Origin of the sequence: Faecalibacterium sp. I4-3-84 (genome assembly GCF_023347255.1) — a bacterium.
In the GTDB taxonomy this organism is placed as follows: Bacteria; Bacillota; Clostridia; order Oscillospirales; family Ruminococcaceae; genus Faecalibacterium; species Faecalibacterium taiwanense.
This window is the reverse complement of record NZ_CP094466.1, coordinates 302,133-316,972: the sequence shown is the minus strand read 5'-3', so window position 1 is coordinate 316,972 and position 14,840 is coordinate 302,133. Positions and strand designations below refer to the sequence as shown.

14 protein-coding genes are annotated in these 14,840 nt (G+C 58.3%); 13 read left to right on the top strand and 1 reads right to left on the bottom strand.

What is annotated here, in order from left to right:
* Positions 1 to 141 precede the first annotated feature (141 nt).
* The 13 genes from MTP41_RS01510 to MTP41_RS01450 all read left to right on the top strand — a co-directional run bounded on the left by MTP41_RS01510 (position 142) and on the right by MTP41_RS01450 (position 14,284).
* Complete coding sequence (locus MTP41_RS01510; RefSeq protein ID WP_207698983.1) at positions 142 to 2,667, top strand: transglycosylase domain-containing protein; 2,526 nt, start codon at positions 142 to 144, stop codon at positions 2,665 to 2,667.
* Between the two features lie 180 nt (positions 2,668 to 2,847).
* Complete coding sequence (locus MTP41_RS01505) at positions 2,848 to 3,288, top strand: ACT domain-containing protein (protein WP_005945891.1); 441 nt, start codon at positions 2,848 to 2,850, stop codon at positions 3,286 to 3,288.
* 30 nt (positions 3,289 to 3,318) lie between these two features.
* A complete protein-coding gene (locus MTP41_RS01500; RefSeq protein WP_005945893.1) occupies positions 3,319 to 4,554 on the top strand; it encodes a homoserine dehydrogenase in 1,236 nt (411 codons plus the stop codon).
* 28 nt (positions 4,555 to 4,582) lie between these two features.
* Positions 4,583 to 5,488 carry a homoserine kinase gene (gene thrB, locus MTP41_RS01495; protein WP_249236033.1) on the top strand — a complete coding sequence of 302 codons (906 nt, stop codon included), beginning with the start codon at positions 4,583 to 4,585 and terminating at the stop codon, positions 5,486 to 5,488.
* Positions 5,489 to 5,581: 93 nt separating this feature from the next.
* Complete coding sequence (locus MTP41_RS01490) at positions 5,582 to 6,781, top strand: aspartate kinase (RefSeq protein WP_005945897.1); 1,200 nt, start codon at positions 5,582 to 5,584, stop codon at positions 6,779 to 6,781.
* Positions 6,782 to 7,123: 342 nt separating this feature from the next.
* On the top strand, positions 7,124 to 7,936 hold the full coding sequence (locus MTP41_RS01485) for a M15 family metallopeptidase (protein WP_249236032.1): 813 nt from the start codon (positions 7,124 to 7,126) through the stop codon (positions 7,934 to 7,936).
* A 39-nt stretch (positions 7,937 to 7,975) separates the two neighbouring features.
* Positions 7,976 to 9,271: a M16 family metallopeptidase gene (locus tag MTP41_RS01480; RefSeq protein ID WP_249236031.1), complete on the top strand. Its 1,296-nt coding sequence runs from the start codon at positions 7,976 to 7,978 to the stop codon at positions 9,269 to 9,271.
* Positions 9,258 to 10,568 (top strand): EF-P 5-aminopentanol modification-associated protein YfmH, encoded by a 1,311-nt coding sequence (gene yfmH / locus MTP41_RS01475; protein WP_097777630.1) that lies wholly within the window; start codon positions 9,258 to 9,260, stop codon positions 10,566 to 10,568. Before MTP41_RS01480 ends, yfmH begins: the two co-directional genes overlap by 14 nt.
* Positions 10,565 to 11,617, top strand: a complete 1,053-nt coding sequence (lgt, locus tag MTP41_RS01470; protein ID WP_249236030.1) for a prolipoprotein diacylglyceryl transferase — start codon at positions 10,565 to 10,567, stop codon at positions 11,615 to 11,617. Before yfmH ends, lgt begins: the two co-directional genes overlap by 4 nt.
* A gap of 148 nt (positions 11,618 to 11,765) precedes the next feature.
* Positions 11,766 to 12,077, top strand: coding sequence for a 50S ribosomal protein L21 (gene rplU / locus MTP41_RS01465; protein ID WP_044954216.1), 312 nt, complete (start codon positions 11,766 to 11,768; stop codon positions 12,075 to 12,077).
* Positions 12,078 to 12,091: 14 nt separating this feature from the next.
* A complete protein-coding gene (rpmA, locus tag MTP41_RS01460; RefSeq protein ID WP_005945908.1) occupies positions 12,092 to 12,343 on the top strand; it encodes a 50S ribosomal protein L27 in 252 nt (83 codons plus the stop codon).
* Positions 12,344 to 12,586: 243 nt separating this feature from the next.
* A complete protein-coding gene (obgE, locus tag MTP41_RS01455; RefSeq protein WP_097777632.1) occupies positions 12,587 to 13,870 on the top strand; it encodes a GTPase ObgE in 1,284 nt (427 codons plus the stop codon).
* 9 nt (positions 13,871 to 13,879) lie between these two features.
* Complete coding sequence (locus tag MTP41_RS01450; protein ID WP_097775375.1) at positions 13,880 to 14,284, top strand: Mini-ribonuclease 3; 405 nt, start codon at positions 13,880 to 13,882, stop codon at positions 14,282 to 14,284.
* A 278-nt stretch (positions 14,285 to 14,562) separates the two neighbouring features.
* On the opposite strand, the gene MTP41_RS01445 is transcribed toward MTP41_RS01450, so the two are convergent.
* Entirely contained in the window at positions 14,563 to 14,745 is a 183-nt protein-coding gene (locus MTP41_RS01445) for a hypothetical protein (RefSeq protein ID WP_097777633.1), read from the bottom strand.
* Positions 14,746 to 14,840: the final 95 nt, after the last annotated feature.

Genomic DNA, 14,840 nt, shown 5'->3' with positions numbered 1-14,840 from the left:
CGAAGATTGGTTCTTGCCCGCGTTCTGTGCACGTGCTATAATATGGTATTGCGTGCAGTTCTGTGCGCTTTGATGGAAAAGTACCAGCGCATGGCGCTGAAAAAGCAGCCTGAATGTTAGGAGGCGATTTCTATCTCCGATATGAGAAAGATCAACCGTGCCGGTGAGGGGCATTCCCCGGCACCGGCGGGGCGGAAGGTAAATGTGAGCAACAGCCGCCGGGAGTCCCAGCCGGAACCCAAACACGGCCGGGAACCCAAAGAACCAAAGGAACCCCGTGAAAAGGGCAGACATCCCATTCTGCGCTTCATTGGCCGAACCATTGCTACACTGATTTGTCTGGGCATCATGGCAGGCAGTCTGGTGGCAGTGGGTGCTGTGTATTACGTGGTGCAGGCTACCGCCAACGACGGCGACCTGCTGGATCTGGACAACATTGAGCTGAGCCAGTCCAGTGTGGTGATGGCTACCGACCCGGACACCGGTGCACAGGTGGAGTATGCCACGCTGCGCTCTTCCAACAGCCACCGCGTGTGGGCGGATCTGGAGCAGATCCCCACGAACCTGCAGTATGCGTTCATCTGCACCGAGGATAAGGACTTTTACAACGAGCCCGGCGTCAACTTCAAGCGCACCATCGGCGCAATGGTCAACGAATACCTGCTGCCCATCTACAGCTCCAAGCAGGGTGCATCCACGCTGGAGCAGCAGCTGATCAAGAACCTGACCGACGACAAGAGCGCCAGCGGCATTGAAGGTGCACTGCGCAAGCTGCGCGAGATCTACCGCGCCCTCTGTCTGAGCCGCAGCTATTCCAAGGAGACCATTCTGGAAGCGTACCTGAACACCATCAGCTTTACCGGCACCATTCAGGGCGTGCAGACTGCGGCCAACGAATACTTTAATAAGGATGTCAGCCAGCTGACCCTGTGGGAGTGTGCGACCATTGCGTCCATCACCAAAAACCCCACCAACTATAACCCCTACACCAACCCCGAAAACCTGATCAACCGCCGTAACTTCCTCATGTACAACATGTGGCAGCAGGGTGTGATCAGCGAAGAGGACTACCGCAACGCAGCGGCCCAGCCGCTGGTACTGGCCGAGGAAGAGGATACTAAGAAGAATTCTTCCGTTACCTCTTACTTTACCGATGCACTGTTCACCGAGCTGGTGCAGGACATCATGGACAAGGAAAACATTTCGGAATCCGAGGCACAGAAGCTGCTGTACACCGGCGGCTTTACCGTTGAGTCGACTGTGAACACCAAGGTGCAGTCCGCCATGGAAAACCTGATGCTCAACACGGACGATGCCTACTTCCCGGCCGGCTGGCATGAGGAAGAGGTGACCTCTATCTCGGACGACGATGTACAGGTGATGAACGAGGACGGTACGCCCAAGACCCGCACCGGCGACGACGGTACCGTTTACTATTACCGCAATGTGCGTACTCAGGCAGCCATGGTCACGCTGGACTATGACGGCAATGTGATCGCCATTGTGGGTGGTCTGGGCGAAAAGAACAAGAGCCTCTCGCTGAACCGTGCCTACAGTGTCACTCGTCAGACGGGTTCTACCATCAAGCCTATCGGTGCGTATGCACTGGGTGTAGAGTATGGTCTGGTGAACTGGTCCACCATGCTCAACAACTCGCCCTTGTATCAGAAGCAGGATATGGTGATCCGCGATGAGGATTACTGCCGCAAGAACGGCCTGATGGGCCTTTCCGACAAGCAGCTGCGCGCTTATCCCAACGCATGGCGCAGCTGGCCCCGCAACTATGGCGGCAACTACGGCGACAACAGTGATGTGCCGCTGTGGAACGGTCTGGCCCGCTCGCTGAACACCATTGCGGTGCGTGTGGGTGATCTGGTGGGCGCAAGCAACATCTTCAATTTTGTGTACAACACCCTGCAGCTGAACACGCTGGACCCGGTAAACGATGTGGGTCTGGCGCAGATGGTCATGGGCAGTCAGACCCATGGCGTTACGCCCACGGCGCTGGCAGCTGCGTTCCAGATCTTCTACGATGGCCAGTACACCACCCCGCACCTGTATACCCGCGTGCTGGACCGTGACGGCAATATCTATCTGGAGAACAACTCCACCAGCTATCAGGCCCTGACCCCGGATACCGCTTATGTGATGAACCGCCTGCTGAAGAACGTGCTGTACTCCAGCGTGGGCACCGCCGGCGGCCGCTATCCCAACTCCAATGGCATGGAAGCCTTTGGCAAGACCGGTACCGCCAGCGACGAAAAGGATCTGTGGTTCGTGGGCGGCACGCCGTACTACGTTACCGCCGTGTGGTGGGGCTACGATGCACCCTATGATATGACCAAGACGCTGGGTAAGCAGCAGGCCAAGACCCGTACCTGTGTTATGGCGTGGAAGGCGCTGATGGAACAGGTGCAGGCAGACCTGCCGTATAAGGCATTCCCGACCTCTGCCGGTGTGGTAGAGCGCCGCTACTGCACCCAGAGCGGCCTGCTGGCAGGCGGCTCCTGCCCCAGCACCGCCGTGGGCTACTACCGCGCCGATGATCTGCCTGGTACCTGCAACTACTCCCATGCAGCAGCTCCTGCAGCGGCTGCACCTGCGGAGACTGCGGCACCGGAGCAGGCTGTCATTCCTGCGGATACAGGTAATCAGGATACAGACTGATCTGTAGCCATATGAAGGACAAAAGGCGTACTATCGGCACCGGCGCGGAGTGAATCCGGCAAGGAAATACCGCGCTTGCCGCAGCAAAACTGGATAATCTGACAAAAACGCATCCGACCTCTTGCATTGCAGGGGGCCGGATGCTATTATATTCACTGCAAGAACACTTGTGTTTGTGAGGTGAACAAGTTGGAACGCCGCTTTTATCTGGTAGATGCGCAGGTGCTGCCTGAGGTTTTTCTCAAGGTGGTGCGTGCCAAGGAACTTCTGGCCAGCGGGGAGGCACGCAGCATTTCCGCAGCCACCCGCGCAGTCGATCTTTCGCGCAGCGCTTTTTATAAGTATAAGGATTGCATTTTTGACTCCGAGAATGGCCGTGAGGTGATCACCGTCATGGCTACTCTGCGGGACGAGACCGGTGCACTGCAGAGCCTGCTGGCCGGCATCAGCGCCGCAGGTGCAAGCATTGTGACCATCAACCAGTCCACACCGGAAAACGGTGCCGCACTGGTGGCAGTCACCATCCGCACCGATACCATGCAGATGACTCCCGAAGAGCTGACCGAAAAACTTTCGCGTCAGCGTATGGTGGTAGGCGTGCACTGCGGGTACAATCTGTAAGCAGTCTTCAGAAAACGAGGGAGAACAACAATGGCTAAAATTGCAATTCTGGGCTTTGGCACGGTGGGCAGCGGCGTGTACGAGGTACTGTGCCGCAACGCTGCGGGTGTCTCCCGCCGTGCAGGTGAGCCGGTGGAGGTCAAGTACATCCTTGACCCGAAGGATTTTTCAAACCATCCGGATGCACACCTGTTTATAAAGAACTTCGATACCATTCTGGAAGACCCGGAGATCAAGGTGGTGGTGGAGACCATCGGCGGCACCCGCTTTGCGTATCCGTATGTAAAGGCCTGCCTTGAGAGCGGCCGCAGCGTATGCACCTCCAACAAGGAGATGGTGGCCACCTACGGCGCAGAGCTGCTGGGCCTTGCCAAAGAGCACGGCTGTGCCTTCCTGTTCGAGGCTTCTGTGGGCGGCGGTACGCCCATCATCACCCCGATGCACCAGTGTCTGGCGGCAAACGTCATCACCGAGGTGGAGGGCATCGTGAATGGCACCACCAACTTCATGCTCACCAAGATGGTGCGCGAAAATCTGGGCTTTGACGATGCGCTGAAGATCGCGCAGGAGCTGGGCTACGCCGAGACGAAGGACCCCAGCGACGATGTGGACGGCCGTGATGCCTGCCGCAAGATCGCCATTCTGTCCTCGTTGGTGTGCGGCCATCAGATCTACCCCCAGAACATTCCCACCCGCGGCATCCGTGCCATTACCACGGCAGATGTGGAAGCGGCGGAAAAGCTGGGCTGTGTGATCAAGCTGATCGCATGGATGAAGCGCGGCAAGGACGGCAGCGTGGCTGCCGGTGTGGAGCCGTGTCTGGTGCCCAAGGCAAACCAGCTGGCCAGCGTGGACGATGTGTTCAATGCAGTGCTGGTCAAGGGCGATATGCTGGGCGACGTGGTGTTCTACGGCAAGGGCGCAGGCAAGCTGCCCACCGCCAGCGCCGTGGTGGCCGACGTTGTGGATGCCCTGAAGCATGGCTCCAAGGTGCACGACAGCCTGTTCTGGCAGCCTGCTGAGCCGGTGGAGGGAATGCTCACCGACCCGGCTCCTGCTGCATATTATGTGCGTGTAGCAGGCATTGCTCCGGCGGTGGTGGAAGCCATCTACGGCTATGGCAGGGTGGTGGACGAACGCTACGAAGGCTGCGCTTACTTTGTGGAGCGAGCCGACGAAAAGGCACTGGCCGAAGCAGCCCGCAAGGTGGAAGCCGTGGGCGGCAGCGTGAAGCTGGTGCTTAAGCGTCTGCCGGAAGAAAACTGATAACGGAATAAGGAAAGGTGCGGCGGCTATGAAGATCAAGGTTTCTGTCCCGGCCACCAGTGCAAACATCGGCTCCGGCTTTGATGCGCTGGGTCTGGCGGTGACGCTGTATAATACGGTCACCTTTGAAGAGAGCGAAGTGCTGGATATCTCGTCTGCGGACGGTACCCGCATCCCGCGCGGTGAATCGAACCTCGTGTACCGTTCGGCAAAGGGGCTGTTTGAGAAGGTGGGCAAGCAGATCCCGCCCCTCAAGATCACCCAGACGAATCCCATCCCCATGGCGCGCGGCCTTGGTTCTTCCTCGGCCTGCATCATTGCGGGACTGCTGGGTGCAAACCGGATGCTGGGCAATGTGCTCAACACGCAGGAGCTGCTCACGCTGGCCACCTCCATTGAGGGCCACCCCGATAACGTGGCCCCGGCTCTTCTGGGCGGCCTGACCAGCAGCGTGTTCGAGGATGGCAAGGTGTACTCGGTCAAGCGCAATGTGGATGAAACGCTGTGCTTTGCCGCCATCGTGCCGGACTACAAGCTGCTGACGGAAGCCGCTCGTGCGGCCCTGCCCAAAGAGGTCTCCCACAAGGACGCGGTATATAATCTTTCGCGCGCTGCGCTGGTGCCCGCCGCCTTCTGCGAGGGCAGACATGATCTGCTGGCCATTGCCACCGAGGATAAGCTGCACCAGCCCTACCGTATGCCGCTGATGCCCGGCTCCAAGGAAGTGTTCGATATGGCACGCCTGTGTGGTGCAAAGGCTGTTTACGTTTCCGGTGCGGGCAGCACCGTGATGGCCGTAGCGGAAAAGGCGGAGGCCGAAAAGTTCTATTCCAAGCTGGAAAAGGGTCTGGAGCTGCTGGAAGGTCTGGACGGATGTGAAGCATTTACATTGCTGCGTTTGGATGCCGATAACACCGGCGCAACGGTGGAATGATAAATGGGTAAGGAAAGTGCAAGGCGCTGCTGACCGCTTCCGCCCGGTGTACCCCCTTTTGACAAAGGGACAAAAAGAGGAGAGTGACAAGATATGGCGTTGATCGTACAGAAGTTCGGCGGTTCTTCGGTGAAGGACCGTGACCGTATCTTCAACGTGGCACGCATTGTGGCAAACACCCACAACGCGGGCAATGACGTAGTTGTGGTGGTGTCCGCTCAAGGCGATACCACCGATGACCTGATCGCCAAGGCTGGGGAGATCACCCACAACCCTTCGGCCCGTGAAATGGATATGCTGCTGGCTAGCGGCGAGCAGATCAGCATTTCGCTGCTGGCCATGGCACTGAATGAGCTGGGCTGCCATGCCATCAGCCTGACCGGCTGGCAGGCTGGCTTCCGCACCGACCGCGCCTATACCAAGGCGCGCATCACCCGCTTGGAGACAGAGCGCATCTCTTCTGAGCTGGAGCGCAACCGTGTGGTCGTTGTGGCGGGCTTCCAGGGCCTGAACAAGATGGATGACATCACCACTCTGGGCCGCGGCGGCTCCGACACCAGCGCTGTTGCCATTGCAGCAGCCCTGCACGCAGACCGCTGCCAGATCTTTACCGATGTGGAAGGCGTTTACACGGCCGACCCGCGCAAGGTGCGCAACACCCGCAAGCTGGATGAGATCACCTTTGACGAGATGCTGGAGCTGGCATCTCTGGGTGCACAGGTGCTGAACAACCGCAGCGTGGAGCTGGCCAAAAAGTATAATGTGGAGCTGGAGGTGCTCTCCAGCCTGAATCCCGTGCCCGGTACGGTGGTCAAGGAGGTTACAAAAGACATGGAAGGTATGCTGATCAAGGGTGTCGCAAAAGACACTGATGTTGCTGTTATCACGATTCTGAACGTTCCCGATGAGCCGGGCATGAGCTTCAAGATCTTCGGTCTGCTGGCCCAGAAGAACATCAACGTGGACATCATCCTGCAGTCCACCGGCCGTGACGGCAAGAAGGATATCAGCTTTACCTGCTCTGAGGGCGAAGCCGATCTGGCCATGCGCGTGCTGAAGGAGAGTGCACACTTCAACGATGTGAGCGTGGACACCACCTGCGCCAAGGTCTCCATTGTGGGTGCCGGTATGCAGAGCCACAGCGGCGTTGCTTCCAAGATGTTTGAGGCACTGTCCAACAACAACATCAACATCAAGATGATCTCCACCAGCGAGATCAAGATCTCCTGCATCATCAACCGCGACGATGCCGACAAGGCTGTTTCTGCGATCCACGATATGCTGTTTGACTGATCTGTAAAAAAATGAATTTTGTGCGCTGTACAGTTTCTTTGGAAGCTGTACGGCGCTCTTTTTGTTGACGGCCTCGCCCTCTCAGTCGCTTACGCGACAGCTCTCCCAAAGGGAGAGCCTCTGGCGAAGAGAAAAACTTTCTGGTTCTGCCAAGGCCTCTCACTTTGGGAGAGGTGGACGCGAACAGTGTGAGCGGACGGAGAGGGCAAGGCCGCTGACGAGGACGGTCATACTTATTTTACACTTCCGGCGTTTACACAAAATGCAAAGGGGTGTATAATATACACTGTATCTGTGCGGCGCAGTGCGCTGCAAATTCTGCAAAAGGAGCTGCAACGCACCATGGAACCGACTGATAGAAATGCTGCAAAGCCCCGCCTGACCCGCGCTCAGTGGAAGCGCCGCAAGCGGCTGCGTCTGGTCCGCAACTGGGCCATTCTCATTCTCGTCTGCGCCGCCATTGTGGCGCTTATGACCAAAGGCATCCTCTGGCTACTGCCAAAGGTGAACGCCATGCTTGCAGGGCCGCAGAGCTTTGATGCGGCCAGCTACGATGGCACCGGCTACAGCTTTGATGCTGACGATGAGCGTTTTGTGCTGGTGAACACCAATCTGCCTTTTGCCGAGGAACCCTCTCCGGCCCTTGCCGATGCCGATGAAGCCAGCGGTATCCAACTGGAAGCCGAAGCAGCTGCAGCCTACCAGAAAATGGCTGCGGCTGCGGCCGAGGACGGCGTTGCACTGGTGCTGACGGCAGGCTATCAGGACGCAGATGCCCGCAGCGCGGCCTATGAGACGCAGAAGCAGCAGTATCTGGAAAAGGGCAAAACCGAGGAAGAAGCCGCCAGCCTTGCGGCAGATATCCAGCCGCCTGCGGAATGCAATGATCACGGCACCGGCTATGCGGCGGATATCCTCAGTACGGACTACCCGACCCGTGATACCGGCTTTGATACGACCCGCGCCTACGAGTGGCTCACCGCCTACGCCGCCGAATACGGCTTTATCCTGCGCTATCCGCAGGACAGGCAGGCTGCTACCGGCGTGGTGTTTGAGCCGTGGCACTGGCGGTATGTGGGCGTTGAAAATGCCCTTGCCATCCGTGCCAGCGGCTTGAGTCTGGAAGAATTTCTTGCCTTGCAGAAGGCATCATAAAAATAAAAGCTCCCTGTGAAAGCAGGGCGGAGGAACAAATTGGAACGTACTCTCATTGCGCCGGGTGTGCATCTTTCCTGTGACCCGGCGGAAAAATTCAACCGCTGCCGCATCAGCGTCCACTTTGCCTTTCCGGCAAAGCGGGAAACGGCCACAGCACATGCGCTGCTGCCGCTGGTGCTGGAGCGCGGCTATGCCGACTGCCCGGATATGACCCGCCTGACCAAAAAGCTGGCCAAGCTCTACGGTGCAGACCTCACAGTGGATGCCCGGCCCATGGGCTGCAGCCACAACCTGTGTGTTAGTGTTACCGGTATCAAGGACCAGTTTGCGCTGGAAGGGGAGCCCCTTACAAGGGAATATGCATCCATTGCACTGGGTGCGGCCTTTCACCCGTATTTTGTGGGCGGCACTTTTGATCCGGAAGCCGTGGGCATTGAAAAGCAGATGCTGAAAAAGGCGCTGGAAGATGAGATCAACGATAAGCGCCTTTACTGCCTGCATCAGGCCAACCGGGAATTCTTTGGCGACAGCCCGGCGGGTGTGCGGCAGGAGGGCTATCTGGAAGAGGTGGAAGGCCTGACACCGGAACAGCTTACCGCAGCCTATTACGAGATGCTGCGCACCGCCAACATTGAACTGCTTGTGCTGGGCTGCACGGCAGAGCAGACCGCTGCGGTAAAGGATGCACTGCTGGCAGAGCTTGCGGCAATTGACCGCGCACCGCTGCCGCTGGCGGAAAACATTGCCATGCCCCGCCGGGAGCCGGTGCACAAAACCGAAACCTATGATATGGTGCAGGCGAAGCTCTGTATGCTGTTCACGCTGGGCGAACCCATGCGCACCGAACAGCTGGCTGCTGTGCGCCTTGCCATGGCGCTGTACGGCGGCAGTGTGACCAGCCGCCTGTTCCTGAATGTGCGCGAACGTGACCACCTGTGCTACTACTGCTCGTCCTCGTTCCAGAGCTTTACCGGAAGCATGGCTGTGAACAGCGGCGTGGAGCACGCCGACGCAGCCCGGGCAGAGCAGGCCATCTTGAAGGAACTGGCCGACCTGTGCGATGGCCCCATCACCGACGATGAATTTGAGGACTGCCGTCGGGGTCTGCTGAGCGGGATGCAGGGGGTAGAGGATACCTTGGGCGGCATCGAGACATGGTATTACATTGAAGTGCTGCGCGGCGGCGACCCGGCCAAGGTGCAGACACCCGCCGAAGCCCGCGCCGCTCTGCAGGCCGTGACCAAGGACGACGTGCGCGCCATCCTGCGCAAACTGACCCTCTCGGTCAGCTATCTGCTCACAAAGGAGGTGGCCGCTCATGCCGCAGAATAACCAGACCCTGCTGGAAAAGACCGTGGCTGACCAGTGGCAGACCCTGCCATCCGGACTGACCGTTATCGTGCGGCCCATGCCGGGTTATTCCAGCACTCATGTCATTTTTGCTACCCGCTTTGGCTCCATTGACCGGGATTTCCGGCTGGACGGCAAAGAGGTGCATCTGCCTGCAGGCGTGGCACACTTCCTCGAGCACAAGATGTTTGAAGATCAGGACGGCGATGCCTTTGCAAAGTATGCCAAGACCGGTGCCAATGCCAACGCATTTACCAGCTTTGACCGCACCTGCTACCTGTTCACTGCGACCCAGCAGCTGGACGAAAGCTTGGATGTGCTGCTGGGCATGGTGACTCATCCGTACTTTACCGAGCAGACCATCGCCAAGGAGCAGGGCATCATCGGGCAGGAGATCAAAATGTACGATGACAGCCCGGACTGGCGGCTCATCACCGGCCTGTTCGAGTGCTTGTACCACGAGCATCCCATCCGCAGCGATATCGCGGGTACGGTGGAGAGCATTGCTGAGATCACGCCGGAGATGCTTTACGACAGCTGCAAAGCCTTCTATGCACCGGGCAATATGGTGCTGGCGGCTGCCGGCAACACTACCATGGAGCAGATCCTGGCTGCCTGTGAGCGCCACGGCCTGATGAGACCGCGCAGCACCGAAAGAGTGCAGCGGCTGTGGAAGCCGGAACCCATGACGCTGGCGGCAGCCCATAAGACCCTGAAAATGCCGGTGTCCAAACCCTGCTTCGGCGTGGGCTTCAAGGAGAAGCCGTTGCCCCCGAACGATCTGCGCACTGAAGCGCTGTATGATCTGATCCTGAGCTGCATCACAGGCGGCATGTCGCCGCTGTACCGCCGCCTGTACGACGGAGGCCTTGTGAACCCCGGCTTTGGCGGGGAAGTGCTGCGGGTGGACGGCTGCTGCTGCATCCTGTTCACCGGCGAGAGCGATGCACCCGATGCCGTGAAGCAGATGCTTCTGGACGAGATCGCCCGCATCCGCGCAGAAGGCGTGGACCGGGAGATCTTTACCCTGTGCAAGAACGAAAAGTACGGCCAGCTGATCGAAAATCTGGAAAATGTGGAGGACTCGGCCAGCCAGATGGCAGATTTTGCCCTATCCGGCCAGACGGTGGCGCAGCAGATCACCATGCTGGCAGGGCTGACTGCCGAGGATGCGGACGCTGCGCTGCAGCACATCCTCAGCACCGACCGCATGGCTGTGATGGATATTCTGCCAGATGGCACTGCGCCGCTGGCCGAGAACGAGGAGGAAGCAGAATGACAAATCTGGTGCAGTTCCCGGGGCTGGGCCTGAGCTTTGAGATCAACCGCGTGGCCCTTTCCATTGGCGGGTTCAATATTTACTGGTATGGCGTGTGCATTGCCTTTGGCATCTGTCTGGCGCTGGTATTTGCGTTCCGCCACAGCATCGAGTTCGGCGTGGACCCGGACAGCATGGTGGACGTGATCCTGATCGGCATCGTGCTGGGCATTGTCAGCGCCCGCGCTTACTATGTGGCCATGGCACCCTTTAAATACGAAAGCATCTGGGAGATGATCGCCATTCGGGATGGCGGCCTTGCCATCTACGGTGGCATCATCGGCGGCTTTCTGTTCGGTGGCTTGGCCTGCAAACGGCGGGGCGTGCCGGTGCTGCCCATGTTCGACCTGACCGCTATGGGCTTTCTGCTGGGACAGGGCTGCGGCCGCTGGGGCAACTTCTTCAATCAGGAGGCCTTTGGTTGCAACACCACCCTGCCGTGGGGCATGTTCAGCGAAACGACCCGCGCTTACCTGATGGGCAGCACAGTCACGGCCCAGAGCGGCGTGACCATTGACCCGAATCTGCCGGTGCATCCCACCTTCCTGTACGAAAGCATCTGGTGCTTTGTGGGCTTTCTCCTGCTGTTCCGTTACATTAAAAAGCGCAAGTTCAACGGTGACATTGCCCTGCGGTATATGATCTGGTACGGCGCGGGCCGCTTCTGGATCGAAGCCCTGCGCACCGACAGTCTGATGCTGGTGCCCTCCATTGGTCTGCGGGCATCCCAGCTGGTGGCAGGTATCGCTGTGGTAGTCGGTATGGCTGCGGAAATTTACTTTACCCACAAGTTCAAGGACAAGCCCCTGATGGTAAAGCTGGCAATGACGGCGGACAACGAAGCTGCAGTCAATAAGCTGAGCAAAGAAAAAGCTGTTATCGGTCTGATGACGGATGCAGATACTGAACTGCTGGCCTCCAGCCCGCGTAAGCTGTTCGTGGAGCGCACCGAAGCCTACAACGCGGAAGTAAAACGCACCATCGCGGAAAGCGGGAAGGCGAAACAATAAAAAATCTTTCGGAAAGAGGAAAATTCCTCTTGCATTTCCATCGTTTTTTTGCTATACTATTCTAGCCGCGTGGTGTGGGCGCCTGAAATGGCCCAGTGTAAGGGCCTGCCTTTACGACCAGCGAGTACAACGAAAAGGAATGAACAAAATGTACGCAATCATTGTTACCGGCGGTAAGCAGTACCGCGTGGAGCAGGGCGACATCGTCTACATCGAAAAGCTGGACGTTGAGGCCGACTCCGAAGTGAAGTTTGATCAGGTTCTCGCTATTGGCGAGGAGGGTTCTGTGAAGGTTGGCGCTCCCGTTGTTGAGGGTGCTACCGTTACTGCCAAGGTCATCAAGAATGGCAAGGGCAAGAAGCTGAACATCATCACCTATCGCGCAAAGAAGCACAGTGCTCGCCGTATGGGCCATCGTCAGCCCTTCACCAAGGTTGAGATCACTGCGATCAACGGCTAAGGAGGTAAATTACAATGGCACATAAAAAGGGCGTAGGCAGCACCAAGAACGGCCGCGATTCCGCAGCACAGCGTCTGGGCACCAAGCGTGCAGACGGTCAGTTCGTTCTGGCCGGCAACATCCTGGTTCGTCAGCGTGGCACCCACATCATGCCGGGTGAAAACGTTGGCAAGGGCAGCGATGACACCCTGTTTGCTCTGGTGGACGGTACCGTCCGTTTCGAGCGCGTGGGTAAAGACGGCAAGAAGTGCAGCGTCAAGCAGTAACTTCTTTCGGATAACTGCAAAACGTAGAGAGCCGGACCCTCGTGGCCCGGCTCTTTTTGATGAAGAATTCTCTTTTTGACTGTCTGGCAGAAACTCCCCCAGTCGCCTGTGGCGACAGTCCCCTCGGGGAGGGGGCCTTAAAGCCTCCCTCCTTGAGGGAGGTGGCATCGTGCAGCGATGCCGGAAGGAGTTCCCGGCAAGGGAAGGGGAATAAACGAACATATAAAACTAAGGAGGGGCTGTATGGCAGCACAAACCAACTTTATCGACATCGCCACGATATGGCTCCACGCGGGCAAGGGCGGCGACGGTGCGGTGAGCTTTCACCGTGAAAAATTCGTGGCCGCTGGCGGCCCGGACGGCGGCGACGGCGGCCGCGGCGGCGATATCATCTTTGTGGTGGACGATCACCTGACCACCCTGATGGATTTCCGCTATAAGCGCAAGTATGTGGCCCCGGAGGGTGGCAAGGGCGGTGCAAGCCTGTGCCACGGCAAAAACGCGGAGAACCTTGTTATCAAGGTGCCGCTGGGCACCGTCATCAAGGACGCCGAGAGCGGCCTTGTCATTGCGGACCTGTCCGACCACACCCCAGTCACCATTGCAAAGGGTGGCCGCGGCGGCTACGGCAATGCGCATTTTGCCACTCCCACCCGACAGATCCCCAAGTTTGCAAAGCCCGGTATGCCCGGCGAAGACATTCAGGTGACGCTGGAGCTGAAGCTGATCGCCGATGTGGGTCTGATTGGCTTCCCCAATGTGGGTAAGTCTACCCTCATTTCCACCATCAGCGCAGCCAAGCCTAAGATCGCAAACTACCACTTCACCACGCTGGTGCCCACGCTGGGCGTTGTATCCGTGGCGGAGGGCGCAAGCTTTGTCTGCGCCGACATCCCCGGCCTGATCGAGGGTGCCAGCGAGGGCATCGGTCTGGGACATGACTTCCTGCGCCATGTGGAGCGCTGCCGCCTGCTGCTGCATGTGGTGGATGTTTCTGGCAGCGAGTGCCGTGAACCCATTGAGGATTTTGAAAAGATCAACGAGGAGCTGGCAAAGTTCAGCCCTGTGCTGGCTGAGCGCCCGCAGATCGTCATTGGCAACAAGTGCGATCTGGCCACCGAGGAGCAGATCGAAGCTTTCCGCAAGTATGTGGAAGGCAAGGGCTTGACCTTTGTGCCCATCTCTGCCGCTACGATGCAGGGCGTGAAGGAACTGCCGGGCCTCGTGTATAACCGCCTGAAGGATATCCCGCCGGTGCCGGTGTTTGCTCCCGAGTACAAGAAGCCCGAACCCAAGGCCAACGACCGTGCGTTTGAGATCAAGCGCATGGAAGCCCATGTATGGAGCGTGGAAGCCCCGTGGCTGGAATACATTCTGGCCGGCAGCAATGTGGACGACTACGAAAGCCTGCAGTTCTTCCAGCGTCAGTTGGGTGAGAGCGGCATTCTGGACGCTCTGGTGGCAAAGGGCGTGCAGGAGAACGACACCATTCTCATTGGCGATTACCAGTTCGATTATATCTTCTAAGAGGTCACTATGAACGAACCTGAAAAGATCGACCCGCGGGAGCTTAGCCCCTTGGCGCTGGCCTTTGTGGGCGACAGCGTGCTGGAACTGCTGGTGCGACAGCGTCTGGTGGAGCACCACCGCCTGTCTGCCGGAAAGCTCAACGCAGAAAAGGTCAAATACGTCTCGGCCCGGGCACAGTTCCGGGAGGAACAGCTGCTGGAGCCGCTGTTCACTGAGGACGAACTGGCCGTGTTCAAGCGGGGCCGCAACGCCAGCAAGGCCAGCGTGGCAAAGCACGCTTCCCCGGAGGAATACCGTGCTTCCACCGGCTTCGAGTGCCTGCTGGGCTGGCTGTATCTGAACGGTCAGCTGGGCCGTGTGCACGAGCTGTTTGAAACACTGTGGCAGCAGTTCGACCCCAACGAAACCTGAGAAGTTGCTTTCATAATCATTGCACACCGCCTGAACGGTCTTTTTGCTGCCATACTGCGTTGCTCTTCCTTGCAATCCATCAGGATTGCTGCGGAAAACCGCCTTGTCTGGCGGCAAAAAGCCGCGCCCATTCGGCGCACCCTGACTATAAAAACAACTTCTGACGCGAAAGCCCGCTGCTTTCCGCACTGGAAAACAGTGCCGGAGGGCAGCGGGCTTTGCGATTTGAGAAAGATCAGAGGTTCGCGCCCATGGTCCATCAGGCGCGAAGGGCAGCGTCAGCGGCTGTTTTTGGCGTTGCTGGAACGGTTGCTCGTGGAGTTCTTGGCGCTCTCATCGTCGGCACCCTTGGTGTACTGGTTGGGGTGCTTGTGCTCGTTGGTGGCGCTGTTGGTGGTCTGGTTGGACGTGCGGTTCGAGGTCTGATTCTTGCAGTTATTGCTGCGGTTTTCGGTTGCCATAGTGAATGATCTCCTTTCGGTTTTCCGTGCGGGGCGGTGTGCCCCTCACAAGACCTAGTTTGGCCGCAGACGGCGGCTTTATACATCCCACAGGA